General features: G+C 65.3%; 18 protein-coding genes and 1 tRNA gene. 15 read left to right on the forward strand and 4 right to left on the reverse strand.

Features of this window, described 5'->3' with window-relative positions; genetic code table 11:
• Positions 1 to 676 precede the first annotated feature (676 nt).
• The 4 genes from AOQ53_RS19460 to AOQ53_RS41295 all read left to right on the forward strand — a co-directional run bounded on the left by AOQ53_RS19460 (position 677) and on the right by AOQ53_RS41295 (position 5,800).
• On the forward strand, positions 677 to 1,504 hold the full coding sequence (locus AOQ53_RS19460; RefSeq protein ID WP_059419013.1) for a hypothetical protein: 828 nt from the start codon (positions 677 to 679) through the stop codon (positions 1,502 to 1,504).
• Complete coding sequence (locus tag AOQ53_RS19465) at positions 1,497 to 1,982, forward strand: type II toxin-antitoxin system VapC family toxin (RefSeq protein ID WP_059419014.1); 486 nt, start codon at positions 1,497 to 1,499, stop codon at positions 1,980 to 1,982. Before AOQ53_RS19460 ends, AOQ53_RS19465 begins: the two co-directional genes overlap by 8 nt.
• A gap of 1,538 nt (positions 1,983 to 3,520) precedes the next feature.
• Complete coding sequence (locus AOQ53_RS41290; RefSeq protein WP_078945389.1) at positions 3,521 to 4,999, forward strand: RNA-directed DNA polymerase; 1,479 nt, start codon at positions 3,521 to 3,523, stop codon at positions 4,997 to 4,999.
• Between the two features lie 93 nt (positions 5,000 to 5,092).
• A complete protein-coding gene (locus tag AOQ53_RS41295) occupies positions 5,093 to 5,800 on the forward strand; it encodes an SMODS-associated NUDIX domain-containing protein (RefSeq protein WP_078945394.1) in 708 nt (235 codons plus the stop codon).
• Between the two features lie 345 nt (positions 5,801 to 6,145).
• On the opposite strand, the gene AOQ53_RS41300 is transcribed toward AOQ53_RS41295, so the two are convergent.
• Genes AOQ53_RS41300 through AOQ53_RS19475 form a run of 3 tightly spaced genes read right to left on the reverse strand, consistent with a single transcriptional unit; the run spans position 6,146 to position 7,405 of the window.
• On the reverse strand, positions 6,146 to 6,526 hold the full coding sequence (locus AOQ53_RS41300) for a hypothetical protein (RefSeq protein ID WP_167745738.1): 381 nt from the start codon (positions 6,524 to 6,526) through the stop codon (positions 6,146 to 6,148).
• Complete coding sequence (locus AOQ53_RS19470; RefSeq protein ID WP_059419016.1) at positions 6,526 to 6,951, reverse strand: ATP-binding protein; 426 nt, start codon at positions 6,949 to 6,951, stop codon at positions 6,526 to 6,528. Before AOQ53_RS19470 ends, AOQ53_RS41300 begins: the two co-directional genes overlap by 1 nt.
• Before the next feature lie 46 nt (positions 6,952 to 6,997).
• Complete coding sequence (locus AOQ53_RS19475; RefSeq protein ID WP_030250141.1) at positions 6,998 to 7,405, reverse strand: NUDIX hydrolase; 408 nt, start codon at positions 7,403 to 7,405, stop codon at positions 6,998 to 7,000.
• Positions 7,406 to 7,512: 107 nt separating this feature from the next.
• Here AOQ53_RS19475 and AOQ53_RS19480 point away from each other — a divergent pair, with 107 nt between their 5' ends.
• From AOQ53_RS19480 to AOQ53_RS19525, 10 genes are all read left to right on the forward strand, one after another.
• On the forward strand, positions 7,513 to 8,301 hold the full coding sequence (locus AOQ53_RS19480) for a GntR family transcriptional regulator (protein ID WP_059419018.1): 789 nt from the start codon (positions 7,513 to 7,515) through the stop codon (positions 8,299 to 8,301).
• A 165-nt stretch (positions 8,302 to 8,466) separates the two neighbouring features.
• Positions 8,467 to 8,823 carry an SCO3933 family regulatory protein gene (locus AOQ53_RS19485; RefSeq protein WP_030851889.1) on the forward strand — a complete coding sequence of 119 codons (357 nt, stop codon included), beginning with the start codon at positions 8,467 to 8,469 and terminating at the stop codon, positions 8,821 to 8,823.
• Positions 8,823 to 10,199 (forward strand): FtsK/SpoIIIE domain-containing protein, encoded by a 1,377-nt coding sequence (locus AOQ53_RS19490; protein WP_059419019.1) that lies wholly within the window; start codon positions 8,823 to 8,825, stop codon positions 10,197 to 10,199. Before AOQ53_RS19485 ends, AOQ53_RS19490 begins: the two co-directional genes overlap by 1 nt.
• Positions 10,200 to 10,282: 83 nt before the next feature.
• Positions 10,283 to 10,957 (forward strand): DUF2637 domain-containing protein, encoded by a 675-nt coding sequence (locus AOQ53_RS19495; RefSeq protein ID WP_059419020.1) that lies wholly within the window; start codon positions 10,283 to 10,285, stop codon positions 10,955 to 10,957.
• 12 nt (positions 10,958 to 10,969) lie between these two features.
• Positions 10,970 to 11,161, forward strand: a complete 192-nt coding sequence (locus AOQ53_RS19500) for a mobile element transfer protein (RefSeq protein WP_059419022.1) — start codon at positions 10,970 to 10,972, stop codon at positions 11,159 to 11,161.
• Positions 11,162 to 11,176: 15 nt separating this feature from the next.
• Complete coding sequence (locus AOQ53_RS19505) at positions 11,177 to 11,371, forward strand: hypothetical protein (RefSeq protein ID WP_059419023.1); 195 nt, start codon at positions 11,177 to 11,179, stop codon at positions 11,369 to 11,371.
• A gap of 25 nt (positions 11,372 to 11,396) precedes the next feature.
• Entirely contained in the window at positions 11,397 to 11,642 is a 246-nt protein-coding gene (locus tag AOQ53_RS19510; protein ID WP_059419025.1) for a hypothetical protein, read from the forward strand.
• Positions 11,643 to 11,782: 140 nt separating this feature from the next.
• Positions 11,783 to 13,099, forward strand: a complete 1,317-nt coding sequence (locus tag AOQ53_RS19515; RefSeq protein WP_078945391.1) for a replication initiator — start codon at positions 11,783 to 11,785, stop codon at positions 13,097 to 13,099.
• Positions 13,075 to 13,269 carry a helix-turn-helix transcriptional regulator gene (locus tag AOQ53_RS19520; RefSeq protein WP_059419032.1) on the forward strand — a complete coding sequence of 65 codons (195 nt, stop codon included), beginning with the start codon at positions 13,075 to 13,077 and terminating at the stop codon, positions 13,267 to 13,269. Before AOQ53_RS19515 ends, AOQ53_RS19520 begins: the two co-directional genes overlap by 25 nt.
• Positions 13,266 to 14,672 (forward strand): tyrosine-type recombinase/integrase, encoded by a 1,407-nt coding sequence (locus AOQ53_RS19525; protein WP_059419028.1) that lies wholly within the window; start codon positions 13,266 to 13,268, stop codon positions 14,670 to 14,672. Before AOQ53_RS19520 ends, AOQ53_RS19525 begins: the two co-directional genes overlap by 4 nt.
• A 233-nt stretch (positions 14,673 to 14,905) precedes the next feature.
• Here the strand turns inward: AOQ53_RS19525 and AOQ53_RS19530 are convergent.
• Positions 14,906 to 14,977: transfer RNA gene (locus tag AOQ53_RS19530), tRNA-Arg, on the reverse strand.
• Positions 14,978 to 15,092: 115 nt separating this feature from the next.
• On the opposite strand from AOQ53_RS19530, the gene AOQ53_RS19535 reads away from it, so the two are divergent.
• Positions 15,093 to 15,617, forward strand: a complete 525-nt coding sequence (locus tag AOQ53_RS19535; RefSeq protein WP_078945393.1) for a response regulator — start codon at positions 15,093 to 15,095, stop codon at positions 15,615 to 15,617.
• The last annotated feature ends 154 nt before the right edge of the window (positions 15,618 to 15,771 follow it).

The raw sequence follows: 15,771 nt of genomic DNA on the forward strand, positions 1-15,771 counted from the left end.
ACAGTTCATGGCGACGTATCACCACACCATGATCCACAATCCAAGATCACTTTGACGACAGGCTCTAGCGCTTCTTGCGGATCTTGCGCTTCTTCTCGTTGGCTTCCTTCTCTTTGCGCTGGGCCACCGTACGAGGACCATGGCCCCTGATGAACCGGGCGTCGGGACGTGCCGGTCACCACCGGCCGCTGACACTGTCCCCCTGCCCTGGTCGGGGCGCCACACTTCGCCATGCTGCTTCCCCCTCCGGCTGATCGCGCAGTATTCCGGCTCCAGGAACCATGGCTCAGCCTCTGCTGGCAGGGAAGGCGCGTGTTGGATCCACCAGGCGCACGCAGGCGCGCGCCGACGCCATCAGCTTGGGAAGCACCGGTGGTCAAGCCCGGATGGCTCCCTGAACAGGGGCAATGCGCTGAACGGGCGACGCTGACGGTGCCCCGGCTCCCCCTGCCGACCGCCGCTCGCTGCTGGGTCAGGCAGGCAAGGCACAGTGTTTGGGTCGCGAGGAGAGAGAGCAGACTACGTCCCGTATAACGATTGCATCACTCACGTGAACAAGAAGGGGGCGCGCTGGAACCGCGATCCGTAGCGTCTGCTCGATGCGGGAGCGCAAGCCCGAGTCGGCTGTCACACTCCGGTGCGACGATGGACTCAACCGCTGGGAAGGGGTGTAGCCGTGACCACTGCTGTCCGCGACGATAGCGCTCTTGAGGTGCGCATCGCCCCCACTTCAACCCGACTCGATCTCAAGACCTACACGCAAATCCTCAACGAGGTCAGGATGTCGCTTGAGGAGGTCGACCGGACGGCCCTGCCTGTCCGTAGCCCGCGCCTCCGATGGGCTATCGATGAGATGACCATGGAGAGCGACGTACGCATCGTCTTGGTGCCGGCTGTTGTGCCAGCTAAGCGGACATGGCAGTCGATCGCGGCCCCGCTGCACGGGTTTGTGGACGGCATTGAGTCTCTAACGGAGTCACCCCGTATCCCTCCTTTCTTCAGCGAGCGGACTGTGGCCAGGGTTGGCCACATAGGCAAGCATCTCGGGGCTGGAGGCGTAGAGCAGGTCGCCGTTACGAGCCTCAATGGTGATCGTCATACCGCCGTTGTCGACGAAGAAACGGTCAGTAACGCGACACAGGCTGTTCTTCCGGCGAAGAGTGCTTTTTCCAGCGTGACTGGAACGTTGGATGTGTTGAGCCACAGCAAGGGAAGCTCCCCACGGGCCCTGATCAGGGACCCGCGAACTCGCCACGCCGTCCGTGTGGTCGCTCATAGTGACCACAGTGAGCTTCTTCGCAATGCGTGGGGGCGACGCGTAATGGCGTCTGGGATCTTGCAAAGGAATTCCGAGGGGCAGGCGGTTTCTTTGCAGATGACAGATCTGGAAGTCTTGCCGGACTATCAATCTCAAATGGACCCGGCAGCCATCCTGGGTATCAATCCACGGATAACGGGCGACCTCAGCACCGCCGAGTATCTGAAGCAGGTGAGAAGTGCCTGAGCCTTTGGTCTATGTTGACGCTGATATCTTCCTCAACGTCATAAAGAAGGAAAAGGGCTTGTGGCCTAACTCCTACAAAGTACTTCGCGCTGCCTATAGGGGTGACATACAGGTCGTCGCCTCGACCCTCCTTCTGGTCGAGCTAAATGGCCACAAGGGTGATGTGGCTGCAATCGATCGGGACCGGGTTGTGGACGAATACCTGGACCGGCTGGATGTTCAATGGGTCGAGGTGGACATACTTGTCGCGCGGGAGGTTCGGCAGCTCGCCGCTCAGTACAACTTGCGCGGCCCGGACGCTACCCACCTCGCCACGGCGATTCGCATGAAAGCCGACTACTTCTTCTCGCGAGATAAGGCATTCCCCCACGGGCAGACTATCGGAATAACGCATGTGACCGGTCCTCGTGAAGTGTGGAATCCCACAACAGATGACGCGGAGATAGATGTGATGGCGTCGTCTGAATTGGGAAGCTAGGCAGTGAGAATGGCCCCCTGACCGGCGTAGTTGGTCGGGGGCAGTGGTCGTGTGCTCGTGCGTGTGACCGCCCGAGGTTGCCCCTGGTTCCTCGACCTGTCGTGCCGGCGTGCGGCGGGCCAACGTCTGAACCCCAGCCGACGACAGTCAGCCGATGGTGGGTGCACGGACCGATCACGCGCGCGTATGCGTCGCTATACCCCCACCGGGTTCAGCCACGCTGCTGGTCCCGTTGACCAGAGCAAGACGCGACGGCTGGCCCGTGACATCGGTGCCGGAGCCATCAGCTTGGGAAGCTGCGTTCTTGCAGGGCCCGTTGGCGGGCTGACCTGGGCGAACGGCTGAGCTGCGGCCTCGTTGAGCTGTAGTGCTTTCACCGTGGTTCCCCGCTGTTCCCCGCCCGTTCTGGTGCGCTCATGGTGCAGTCGCGGTTGGGTCGGTGGGCAGTTGACGGGCCGACAGGCAGAACGATCTGAGTAGGCTTGATCGCGAACGGTAGTCCTTGACTCCTGATGGGAGGCTGGAGCGACAGTGGCCAATCCCTTTGCACCGCCGCCAGAGAACTCTGGTCAACCGTCGTGGTCGCCGGTCGATGAGTACCTCTGGCACTCATGCGACATCCTCGCCGATGTCCTCGAAGGACAAGTGGCCCGCCGGCCCATCGTGGCCACGACCGCGCGACTACAGCACGGTGATCGCGCACTCGCAGTTGGACCGGGCCAACGCATGACCTGGAGGGCCCTCGGTAGCGGGAGGTACACACACACCAACGTGGTTGCCTTCGGCAGCCCTGGCTTTGTGGTCGGCTCCTTGGTGGGCTCTGCCATCGGAAACTCTGCCCGACGTCGTCAGGCAGCGCGTGATGCTCAGCCACGGTGGGTGGTAGACGGTACCGGCGAAGTCACCCTCACGCTGCAGAGGCTCCACTTTGCGCATGCTGCCGAACTGGACCTTGACTGGCGGGCGTTGAGTTCCATCGAGCTCGCGGCTCCTGACGTGTTCCAGACGAGCTTCATCGACACTCGCGGTTCCCAGACGACGGTTCGAGTGCAGACGCCGTGGGCTTCGCTCGCCTTCGCTCTCGCTGCGATCACTGCGTTCCCTGCCCACCCGCGTTTACTCAACCGCGGTTGGCTTCCTCCAGATTTCGAGCAACGGTGCGCCCGAGTAGGTCGTCCGTGCCGTCCCGCTGCGCATCTCGCGCTGCGGTCAAGCGGCACCTAGAAGGGGCAGAAGCCGTCCTGAGGTTATGAGCTTGGGGAGCTGGGGCTCTCTGCGCGTGAAGTGCTGCTGAGCTGCGGCAGGAGCGAGTCGAGGCTTGGTAGGCAGTTCGTTGACTCCCCGATGTCCCCGTGGTTCCCCGCACGATCTGACATGTGTCTGGCACGCGGCTTGTCACCGACGGCAGCAACTCACCGCTCCTTGGCCTCAGGAGGCCACGCAGACGCACTCAACTGAGACTGTCACTCAGCCCCCCTCTTCTATTACGCTATGTGTTCGCGCGTCGGTGGCGCCGACCAGGGGGAGCAACAAGAGACATGAACCGTCGCCCGTTCTTCGCATATCTCGACGAGGCGTGGACTCGCCTGTTTCATGGACGAGGACGGTCAGAAATACCCGACATCATCAATTGGGCAGACATAAACGCCTCCTGGTTTGATGTCCGCAAAAATGTTGTGACCGCGCTCCGAAGCGGCCAAGTCGGCCCCGACTATGTTGAGGTTCTGGATCTCCCCAAAAATCCCGTCGCCGTTCGACCGATTGCACGCCTGACAGTACATGATCGCCTCGTTTACGACACGCTTGTATTCTCCATTGCCGAGCTAGTTGAGGCGCAGCTTCGCGATAGCGTTTACAGTGCCAGATGGGGTGACAACGGTAAGTCTTTCTGGTCGCCTGTTAACTCGTGGGTTTCCATGCAAAAATACGGTGTGCAGTTGGTGACGGAAACCCCGTTTCAGCTAGCCCGGACCGATGTCGTTTCATTTTACGAGCATATCGACATCGATACACTGGCAATCGATATCCAATCTACAGGTGCATCATCTCGGGTGACCGAAAGCCTAATCACCTATCTACGAATGTTCCAGTCTTCGAGCCATGCTTGGGGAATACCGCAAGGGCCCGACTCTTCAGCAATTTTGGCCAACCTTTATCTCCTGCCCGTGGATGAGTTCGTTCACAGGTCAGATTTCGAGTACCTGCGCTACTCGGATGACATGATGATATTCGACACGGAGAGGGAGTCTCTCCGGAACGCCTTGCTTGAAATAAATGCCATTCTCCGCTCGCGTCGCCTCTCCATGTCTATGACTAAAACCAGCATCCATGACGAGGCGAACGCACTTTCGCAACTTGAAGACCTAGAAAAGGATGCAATCAACTATGGGCTAAAGATCGGAGAAATCGGAGCCGACGAAAGGCTCTATAAGCTCTTTCTCGAAGCAACCGCAGGGAAGCAGTTAGATCGAGATGTTAAGTTCGCCCTCTTCCGCATGGGAAACTTGAAGGATGATCGCGCCCTCCCTTGGGCCCTACGGCACCTCAAGGAAAGTCACCATTTAGTGGTTGAGATAATCAGATACCTTGAGTGCTTCCCTGAGCGCTTGCATGCAGTCACCAGGGCCTACGTATCCACGATGCGGCAGGCCGCCGATCACAAGTACGACAGCCTGGAACAGCGCATACTTCAGGCCGCTACGCGTCAGAGAATCAACTCACCCGACATCCGAGATGCAGCCTGGGCGATACTTCAGAACAAGAATAAGTCGAGCCTCCCTCGTGAGTTTGCTGCCCGATACCTCGGAAGGGTAAGTACGATTGCTGACGGGCAGCTCCTACGACGCGAGTACGAGCACGAATCCGATGTAAACGTTCGACGTGCGCTGCTTGTCGCAATGTACGAAGCCCATTCAGTCTCCCGCCCGCTACTCGAGAGACTGGCGCAATCCAATTCCAGACTAGTATGGGTGAGTCGTTACCTCCTCGGCGACCCCGTAGTGCCCCTGCCTCGCTAGGAGAATTCTTTGCTGCGACTTGCTGTCTACGCACTCCTGGCGATTTCATCAGGAGTAGCCAGCTTTTTTATCGCTAACTCCACCCTCGTCAGTATGACAGCTGGCCTCAGTGTTGGCCTGTTCGTGCCAGTGGTTGACGAGATAGCGCAGAACTGGGGAAACATCAGGCACCTTTGGTATTCACTGCGCTATCGCAACCGTTCCATCCGTGTCTCGACCTCGTACCTGTTCAAAATCTACGTTGACGGAAAGTACCTGCTGATCCGGGGATCGCGGTACCGCACTCAGTTCCAACCGGTGGGCGGGGTACATAAGGTTTCACCCCAGGGCAACGCTACGCTTTCTGCCATGGGGGTAACGGATGATGACCTGATCCCTCTTGATTCCGTGAGCTACGGCGACCTACGCATACGAGTTCCAGGGAAGAAGATATTTCAGTTTTTCCGGTGGTTCGACTCTCGGCAAGGTCGTGAGGATTCTCCATGGAGAGAGTTCCAAGAAGAGTTGCTTGCCACTGGAATTCTGCCGCTAGATAAGTTCCCGCATATTATGCATAATTATCTTGGGCGTGAGGTAGATCGAATTCGCTACAGTCCGTGGGCTGAATCGCTGGAGATTCTGGTGGCGGACGTTTATGAGCTTGTGCCGAATCAAGAACAAGAGGACGCATTGCGTCAGCTGGCTGCCACTGGCCATCCGGACATTGTCTGGGCCTCCTCGCAACAGATCAAACGTCGCGGTGCCATCGCGGGACAGCCTCAGACCATTGAGATCTCGACACACAGTCAACGGATCCTGTGACGAGGTCGGCGGAGCGGGTTTGGGGTGGCGCTGCTTTGGCGCGAGTGATCATGGCCCCGTAAGCTTCCGGCGCGTCGGGCAGTCTGTGGACCTGCCCGGTAAAGCACGACGTTGGGGCCATGATCTTCGAGGCTCGCGCCAAAGTGGCTCCGTAAAGCCGTGGAGCCGACCGCCCCAGCCACGACGTACCCCTTCTCTGGCATCAGGTGGCTGATTGCTGTGCGCGCGGCACGGGCGCCGGCCGGGCTGGAGCGGGGCGCAGACAGGAGCGCAGGCCCGGCCGGGGGCCGGGCCGCGCGCGGTGAGCGGAGCGAGCCGCCTTGAACCAGTAGAGAAAGTTGTAACTCAGTCTGTGGAGCGGGGCTTGAAGTCGTGTGCGCAGGCTGGGAGATCGACGCCCTGACGGTGAGCCATCGGTAGGAAGACCACTGGCCGGATCGTCCAGGTGATGCGGGTGCTGGCATGGGTCAGAGAGACCGTGCAGGGTTCCATGCGTAAGAGGGCTCGTCGCGTGTCGATGCGGCCGTCGTAGAGCCATTCCCAGGCCTCGTCGGAGGCGGCTGGGTCGAGTGCTGGTGAGATGGTGTGCAGGGCGACCGCTACCCATCTGTCTGCCTGTGGTGCTGAGTAGGCGTCGAAGGATGCGCGGTGTGCTGGTAACCCACGCTCGTCGTTGAGGTCTTGCGTCCAGCACTCGCACCAGAAGCCCCGCTGTGGCTTGTCCATCAGCACGGGTGTCCTCCCGGCTGGGTGTCCGTGAAGAGTTCGGCGGTGACGGTGTAGCCGCTGTGGCTGCCGTGGACGACCACCCGGTGTGCGATGACGCTGACCATGCCCAAGCCGCGGCCGTGTACCGCGTCCACGCTCGGCTGCTCGACCTTCGGGGCCGTGCCCGTGCCTCCCTCGTCGGTGACCGACAGGGCCACCACCTTGGAGGAGACCGCAAGGGCCAGGTGGAAGCTGCCGAGCCCGCCGCTCGCCGTGTGAAGGATCGCGTTCGCGCTCAGCTCGCTCACGATGAGCTCGGCGTCGTCGGCCAGGGGAGATCCGCGCAGGATGTCCCGCGTCCAGCGGCGGGCCCGGCTGACCTCTTCTGGAAAACCTGGGCAAGTGAGTCCCCAGACCCGGGCGGTGCTCGTATACTCGTGCATACAAGTTCCTTCGTGCTGGTAGGCCGCCATGTGCAGCGGGTTCGGGCTAGACGAGTTTCACGCCGTCGTGGGCGCGGATGGCCGGCGGGGATACCGCGTCGAGTGCGTCCAGGACGCGGATCGCGTATGCCTCGTCGGCGAGTTCGATGACCTCTTCGCGGGTGGCCCAGCGCAGTGCGCGGGTCTCGTCCCCGGTGGTGGGCGTGCCGTCGGCGGCCTCACAGCGGAAGACCATGGAGACGATCAAGCCCTTCATGTTCTTGTAGATCCCGGTCAGGGTCGCGGGAAGCGCGATCTTGATGCCGGTCTCTTCGAGAACTTCGCGCTGGAGGGCCTCGGGAATGGTCTCCTCGCGTTCGAGGACTCCGCCCGGGGGTTCCCAGTGGCCGTTGTCGCGGCGTTTGATCAAGAGGGCCCGGCCCTGGTCGTCGACGATGACTCCGGCGACGCTCACGGAGTGCGGACGGTCGGTGCTCACGTTCCTCTGCCCTCTCGGATGGCTAGGCTCTCCACCGTAGCAACAAAGCTCGCCCACTCGTCTAGATACCTAAAGGAGTACACGTGCCCTCTCTTTCCTCCGGCCTCCTCGGCGATCTCGACCCCACGAGCGATCGTGCGGTCTTCCGGCAGATCGCCGACCAGCTGCGCGAGGCCATCGACCGTGGGCGATTCAGGGAGGGCGAAAAGCTGCCCTCCGAGGCCGAACTCGTCGAGCACTACGGGGTATCCCGTATGACCGTTCGAAACTCCTTCTCCGTCCTCCAGGGCGAGGGCCTGGTGCACGCCGAGCACGGCAAGGGTGTCTTCGTGCGACCACGACCGCCTGTGAGGCGGCTTGCCTCTGACCGGTTCGCCAGGCGCCACCGTGAGCAGGGGAAGTCCGCGTTCATCGTGGAGGCCGACGCCGCCGGCAGTCACCCGCAGGTGGACAGCCTGGAGGTCAAGGAGGAGAAAGCCAGCCAGGACGTCTCCACCCGGCTTGGGTCCGTGCGGCGAGTGCTGGCCCGGCGTCGGCGGTATCTGCTGGACGGGCGGCCGGTGGAGTTCGCCACCTCGTATCTGCCGCTCGACATCGCGCGCGGTACGCCGATTGCCGAGCCGAACCCCGGGCCCGGTGGCATCTACGCCCGGCTTGAGGAGCTGGGGCACCGCCTCGACCACTTCGAGGAAGAGATTCGTGCCCGGATGCCCTCGCCTGATGAGGTCCGGACGCTGCGGCTGGCCTCCGGCGTGCCGGTCATCCACCTGATCCGCACCGCGTTCGACCAGGAGGGACGGGCCGTAGAGGTCTGCGACACAGTCATGGCGGCCGACGCGTACGTCCTGTCGTACCAGCTCCCGGCGACGTGAGTACCTGATCGGCGGTGGTGCGCGGGGAGGCTTCTCCGAACTCGTACACCCCAACAGGCTTACTCGTATAGACGAGTGGGCAAGTTGTGTGGCAAGGTGGTCGCCGTTCCCGGAGATCGGGTCCGAACACTGCATCTTGTATAGACGAGTAGACGGGAAAGAATCTTGCGCACCATCCGTGTAGAGACCTCCGCCGCAACGATCCTGCTGACCGAGGCGCCCGAGCCCAAGGTCCGCGACCGGCAGACGGGCGAGATCGCCAAGGACGCCACCAGCGGAGAGGCCCTGATGACGATCGGCGTCGTCTACCTGGAGGACGGCGAATCGTCGCTGATCAAGGTCACCGTTCCGGAGAGCGGGGTATCCGAGGGGCTGACGCTCGGGGCTCCGGTCTCGCTGCCGGGTCTGGTGGCCCGGCCGTGGGAGAGCGTCTTCAACGGGCAGCAGCGCCACGGCATCGCCTACCGCGCCGCCGCCGTGACTCCGGCCGCGTTCCCGGCCGCCACCGGGGCCGCTGCCTGATGACCGATCTGACGACACTCCTGGAGGTGGGTGGTCCTGTCGCCGCACTCGGCGGCGGGGCCGCCTACGCCCGGGCCAAGCATCCCGGGGTGTACTGGTCCACGGTCGGCCTGCCGATATCCACGGCCCGGCTCCTCAGCTCCTACGGCTCGGTCATGGAGGCCTGCGGCCTGACCGTGGCTCCGTCCCGGCTGCGGATGCTGGCGGTCAAGGCCACCACTCGCCGTGAAGTTCGCCCCGTACCGCCGCGTCGGGGCATCATCCGGCCCACCTCGACCGGGCTGCGGCTCCGTCTGCGGCTCGCTCCGGGGCAGGAACCAGCCGATGTCGCCGCCTCGGCGGAACGGCTGCGGCATGCCTGGGGCGTTCACGCCGTGTACGTGACCACGGTCAAGCCGGGTGTGGTTGAGCTGCGGCTGGTCGGCTTCGATGTGCTGCGGCAGGTGCGGATGCCGCGCAAGGTGGACGCCGGGTTCCTTCAGGTGCCGGTGGCACTGCGGGAGGACGCCATGCCGTTCATACGCGACTACCGGACCGTGCCCCACCAACTCACCCTCGGCGCCACGCTGTCGGGTAAGTCCATGTATCTGCGGCACCTGATCGCCGGACTCGCCCCTCAGCCGGTCGCCTTGGTCGGGATCGACTGCAAGCGCGGTGTGGAGCTGGCGCCGTTCGCCTCCCGCCTCTCCGCGCTGGCGACCGAACCGGAACAGGCAGCCGAGCTGCTGCCCGTGCTCGTGAAGGAAATGGAGGACCGCTACGACCTGATCAAGGCCCGGCAAGGCATCGCCCCGGACACCCCGGCCGAAGAGATCACCTCCGACATCTGGGGACTGCCTGAGTCCGAACGCCCGGTTCCCCTCGTGCTGTTCGTGGACGAGGTGGCCGAGCTCTTCCTCGTCGCCACCAGGAAGGACGAGGAACGGCGCGACGAGATGGTCACCCAGCTCATCCGGCTCGCCCAGCTCGGCCGCGCGGCCGGCATCTACCTTGAGGTCTGCGGGCAGCGCTTCGGCGCCGAGCTGGGCAAGGGCGCCACCATGCTGCGAGCCCAGTTGACCGGCCGCGTCTGCCACCGGGTGAACGACGAAGCCTCCGCGAAGATGGCGCTCGGCGACATCGCACCCGAAGCGGTCATGGCCGCATGTGCCATCGCCCCCGAACGGCCCGGCCTCGCCGTGGCAGGTGACCCCTCCGGCGGCTGGTCGCGCATCCGGACGCCGTACCTGTCCCTCGGTGACGCCGCCGAGACCTGCCGCGCGTACGCGCACCTGGTGCCGGACATGCCCGTGCTCAAGCCCTTCCAGCCCGAGGTGACGGTACGGCCGGTTGAATCCAGGGCCCCGGTCATCGAACCGCGTCCGGCAACCGGCTGACCTCCTCACCAACCCCGGTCGGCGTGACCGTTTCACGCCAAGTCCCTACCCCTCGCATGCCTGAATCCGGAAGGAGCCGCATCATGCGCGCCCAGCTGGCCCGTGTTGACGCGGTGCTCATCCAAGCTGTCATCGCTGCCGCGCTGTCCTTCGCCCACCTGCATGACATCGCCTCGGCGGCCGGGCAGGACGGATGGAAAGCCTGGGCCTACCCGATCAGCGTCGACCTGTTGCTCGTCGCCGCCTGGCGTCGCTTGCGGTCCGGGGAAGCGAAAGCGGCCGGGTGGTGCTGGTTCGTCATCGCGCTCACGGCCTCACTCGGAGCCAACGTCGCCACCGCCGGCCTGCTCGACATGAACCACGTCCCGGCCTGGCTGCGCATTCTCGTGGCGGGCTGGCCTGCGGTCGCCTTCCTCGGCGGCACCCTGCTCGCGCACTCGGCACCGAAGGCGATCGACCACGCCGCCGAACCCGACGCGGACGGCGACGAGGTCCACGACCAGGCGGAGGAACCAGAACTCCTCCCCGAGCCACCCGTCCACCCGGCACCCGAGCAAACCCCGCCCCAGCGTCCGGTCAACGAGCCGGAACCGCCTGAGCGTCCCGCCCTGCCCGTTCCGGCCGCTCTCGTCGCACACGCCCGCAAGGTCGCCGCCGAGCACCACACCCGCACTGGCACACCCATCGACACCCCCACCCTCCGCGCCCGCCTCGGCGTCCCCGCAGCCATGGCCGAAGCCATCGCCACCCACCTCTGAAAGGAGACCTGTGTGACTGCCAACCGCCGCTTCCGCAACGTCGTTCGCATCGGCCCCGTCCAGGTCGGCACCTACTACGACGGCCGGGGCCAGGAGAAGCACACCGCCGCCTGCACCGCCCCGCGCTGCGGCTTCTCCACCGACTACGACGGCCGCGCCGCCGCCGAGCTGGCCGCCCGCACCCACCGCTGCCCCGTTCGCTGAAAGGACCCTCGCCCCGTGACCGTCAGCCTGCCGCTTGTCGTCGTTCTCGGCTTCTTCGCCTGGGGAGCAGTCAGGTTCCTCGGCGTCCGCGTCTGGATCGTCGTCCTGATCACCCTCTTCGGCTTCTGGCTCTCCCGCACCTTCCTCGCACCCGCCATCGAGTCCGGCACGCGCTCCGGCGTGACCGTCATAAACGGCTCACATGCCTAGACGAGTAGATAAGGAGACCTGGCCCGTGTTCCTCCCGAAGTACCCCGACAGCCCGACCCCGCCGCCCGCGCACACCCACACCCCGACCGAGCCGATACCCGCTCGGCGCTCGCTCCCGACGGTCTCCGTCGATCAGAAGACCGTCGTGGCCTTGGTCGTCGGTGGAGTCGTCCTCACCGCGCTCCTGGCGGCCGTCGCCGTCACGGCCATCTCCGTTGCCGTGGCCGCCGTCGTCCTGCGCTCCATGCTCCGCGATCACCACCGCCGCTGAACCGCGCTGGCCTCCGGGGCGGCGGCACACGACCAAGCATTTCGCCGCCCCGGGGCCTGTTCCTCCCGACCGAGCCAGCCAGAAGGGGAAACGCCATCTTCACCCGCACCACTCCGGCACCACTCCCGGAACTCGCGAACCTGGCCGCGCAGGGCACGCTGCCGGGTATCCTCCGCCAGCTCTCCGGACTCGGCGGCTGCACCAACCCGATCCGCCTCGACGGCCACCGCACCGAGTACGACGTCGACACCACGACCGGCGAGATCGGCAACGTCCTCCACCGCCTCGACTCGTCCAGCCTCCCGGCCGGGCAGCTCCTCGTCCGCTGCAACAACCGCCGCACGACCCGCTGCGCCGCCTGCGCCGAGGTCTACCGCCGCGACACCTTCCACCTGATCACCTCCGGCCTGCGCGGCGGCAAGGGCATTCCCGAACACGTCGCCACGCACCCGCGCGTGTTCGCCACCTTCACCGCGCCGAGCTTCGGCCCGGTCCACACCCGCCCTTCCAGCGGGCGTCCATGCCGCTGCGGCGCCCATCACGACCAGGACGACGACGTACTCGGCTCCCCGCTCGATCCGGACACCTACGACTACGAAGCCGCCGTGCTCTGGAACGCCCACGCCGGTCCGCTGTGGCGGCGGTTCTCGACCTACCTGCGCCGAGAGGTCGCCAAGCGCGCCGGCCTGTCCCAGCGGCGCTTCCGCGAGCACGCCCGTGTGTCCTTCGCCAAGGTCGCCGAGTACCAGAAGCGCGGCGCGGTCCACTTCCACGCGGTCATTCGCATCGACGGCCCCAGCGGCGGCGACACCTCACCCCCTACTTGGGCAACCGCCGAGCTGCTCACGGACGCTATCGGCGCTGCCGCTGCCAAGGTCCGCGTGGACGGCCCGGTCATCGACGGCCGCACGCACACCTTCACCTTCGGCCGCCAACTCGACGTACGCACCATCCGCTCGGCCGACTTCAACGACGGCCAGGAACTGACCGAACGGGCCGTCGCCGCTTACATCGCCAAGTACGCCACCAAGGGCGCCGAGACCGCGACGGGAGCTCTGGACCGGCCGCTCAAGTTCGCCGCCGAACTCGCCCAGCTCGACATCAGCGACCACGCCCGCCGCATGATCCGAACCGCATGGTTCCTCGGCGCACGTAAGGACCTCGAACATCTCCGCCTGCGTGCCTGGGCCCACATGCTCGGCTTCCGCGGCCACTTCTCCACCAAGTCCCGCCGCTACTCCACCACCCTCGGAGCCCTCCGCGACGCCCGCGCCGCATGGCGCCGTGCCCAAGCCGCAGCAGCCAACGGCCCCGAGCCGGAGACGACGTACGTCCTCGCGCACTGGGTCTTCGCCGGTACCGGCCTCTCGGACACCGAAGCCTGGCTGGCCGCATCCCTCGAACCCGCCCCCGGAACGGAAGGAGAACCGACATGGACCGCCGTCGTGACGAACTGATGACTGTCCCGCAGATCCTCGCCGAGCTCGGCGGAGTGTCCCGCCGAACCTTCTACCGCTGGCGCGAACTGGGGCAGGCTCCGGAAGCGATCAAGCTTCCGAACGGTGAGATCCGCGTATGGCGCAGTGACTTCGACGCCTGGCTCCACGGGCTCGCGGAGGCGGCGTGAAGTCGCATGACGTACGGGTGTGGGGCATCCGTAAGCGGCCGTACAAGACGCCGTCGTATGACGTGCGATGGAAGGTCGGCGATGCCCCGCCGTGCTCCGAGACCTTCAGGACGAAGGCACTCGCCGACAACTTCCGGGCCAAGCTTCTTCGGGCTGCCCAGAAGGGCGAGGCATTCGACACGGAAACCGGTCTGCCGGACTCCATGGCACCGGCCAAGGAGTCCCGTACCTGGTACGACTTCGCACGGGCGTACGTCGCCATGAAGTGGCCACACGCGGCTCCGAACTCCCGCGACAGCTTGAACGAGACGATGACGCTCGTCACGACTCAGCTGCTAGGTGATCGGCCTGGGCGTCCAGCTGACGACGTCTTGCGTCGTGCGTTGCGGGGCTGGGCTTTCGTCGTCCAAGCCTCGGACGAGGAAGCTCCGCCGGTCGACATCGCGAACGCTCTTCGCTGGGTAGCCAAAGCCTCTCTGCCGTTGGCGACGCTCAAGAATCCGGCAGACATCCGCCGCGTCCTCGACTCGCTCAAGCTCACGCGTTCCGGCGCTCCGGCGGCCGCCGAGACAGTACGGCGCAAGCGGGCGGTCCTCTTCAATGCCCTCGCCTACGCGGTCGAACTGAGGGAGCTCCCGGAGAACCCGGTCACGCTCGTGAAGTGGAAGCCACCGAAGGTGACCAAGGAAGTCGACCGCCGGGTCGTGGTGAACCCTCGGCAGGCACGCGAACTCCTGGCCGCCGTCTCTTACGTCGGCGGCTACCGCAGAGCCCGTGGGCGGCGCCTGGTCGCGCTCTTCGCCTGCATGTACTTCGGCGGGCTTCGGCCGGCGGAAGCTGTGGCGCTGCGTCGTCCGGACTGCACGCTGCCGGAGACCGGGTGGGGTTCGCTGATCCTGGAGAAGACCCGCCCGACGGTCGGGAAGCGCTGGACCGGGACCGGGGAGGTTCACGACAACCGCGGCCTCAAGAATCGCCCCACGAATGAAACCCGCATCGTCCCGATCCCACCTCGCCTCGTCCGCATGCTCATCGCCCACATCGAGGAGTTCGGCACCGCCAAGGACGGGCGGCTGTTCGCCAACGAACGTGGGGGAGTGGTCGCCTCCACTACGTACTGGCGCGTCTGGGACGAGGCCCGGCACCTGGCGCTCACGCCGGAACAGGTGGCCTCGCCGCTGGCCGCTCGACCGTACGACCTGAGGCACGCCGCGCTCTCCTCGTGGCTCAACGCTGGCGTCGACCCCACCGAGGTGGCGGAACGCGCGGGCAACAGCGTCGAAGTGCTGCTGAGCCGGTACGCGAAGTGTCTCGACGGCCGCCAGGACGTTGCCAACCGCCGGATCGCCGAGCTCCTCGGTGAGGGCGACGGCCAGGAGGAGGAGCCCGGCGGCGGGACCTGATCCCGGCACACCTCCGACACGCGCACCTGCGGCATGATGGCCCCTGGACTACGGTCCGGGGGCCTCGGCGTTTTCCGGCCCTGACCTGCGGATTCCTGGCCCGTGGCCAGTCCACGGATAGTCCACGGCACCCGACATACAGCCGCTCCGAGCGGCACACGCCTGCACATACGCGAAGACCCCGCACTCAGCGTTTCCGCTGATGACGGGGTCTTTGGGCACCTAATCCAAGGTGCCCCCGGCAGGATTCGAACCTGCGCACACGGCTCCGGAGGCCGTTGCTCTATCCCCTGAGCTACGGGGGCGTGTCGGTCGCGTTGCTCGCGGCGACGGGTAGAACACTACCAGCTCCTTCGCGGTGGTCATGAACGGGTTTCCGCTGCCGGGGGCGGGGTTGCGGGCCGCCCGGCCGGAGCGGAAGTGGGGAAAACCCGGACGCGGTGGCCGGGGCCGACCTACTCTCGAGTTGTGCCAGGCGCGTCGGGCCGGGTGCTTGTTGTGGACGACAACAAGGTCATCCGGCAGTTGATCAGGGTCAACCTCGAGCTGGAGGGGCTGGAGGTCGTGACCGCGGCCGATGGTGCCGAGTGTCTTGATGTCGTTCATCAGGTGCGGCCCGATGTCGTGACCCTCGACGTGGTCATGCCCCGGCTGGACGGGATCCGGACCGCCGCTCGACTGCGAGCCGATCCGCGCACCCGTGATGTGCCCCTCGCCATCATCAGTGCCTGTACCCGGTACGAGGTCGAGGCCGGGCTGGAAGTGGGCGTCGACGCCTTCCTCGCCAAGCCGTTCGAGCCCGATGAACTCGTCGGGATGGTCAGGCAGTTGGTCGAGCGGGAGCGGAGCGGGGGGAGGCAGGGGGGCGGTGGTGGCAGTGCGCCCGCTTACGGGTCCGTCCTCGGCGCGGGGGAGGCCGAGCGGGCCGGGAGTGCCGGCGGTTGATCCGCCGTCTGCGAATGGCTCGCTGGTCGATCCGTGATTGAGGCCCCGTCCACATCCCGGACCCTCTTCAAAACCGGTTCGCATATCCACCCCCTTCCTCCCATACGCTTGTGCCCGTGACCCCCGTCGAGCTCTCCCGCACCGTGCTGCACGC

Origin of the sequence: Streptomyces azureus, assembly GCF_001270025.1 — a bacterium.
In the GTDB taxonomy this organism is placed as follows: Bacteria; Actinomycetota; Actinomycetes; order Streptomycetales; family Streptomycetaceae; genus Streptomyces; species Streptomyces azureus.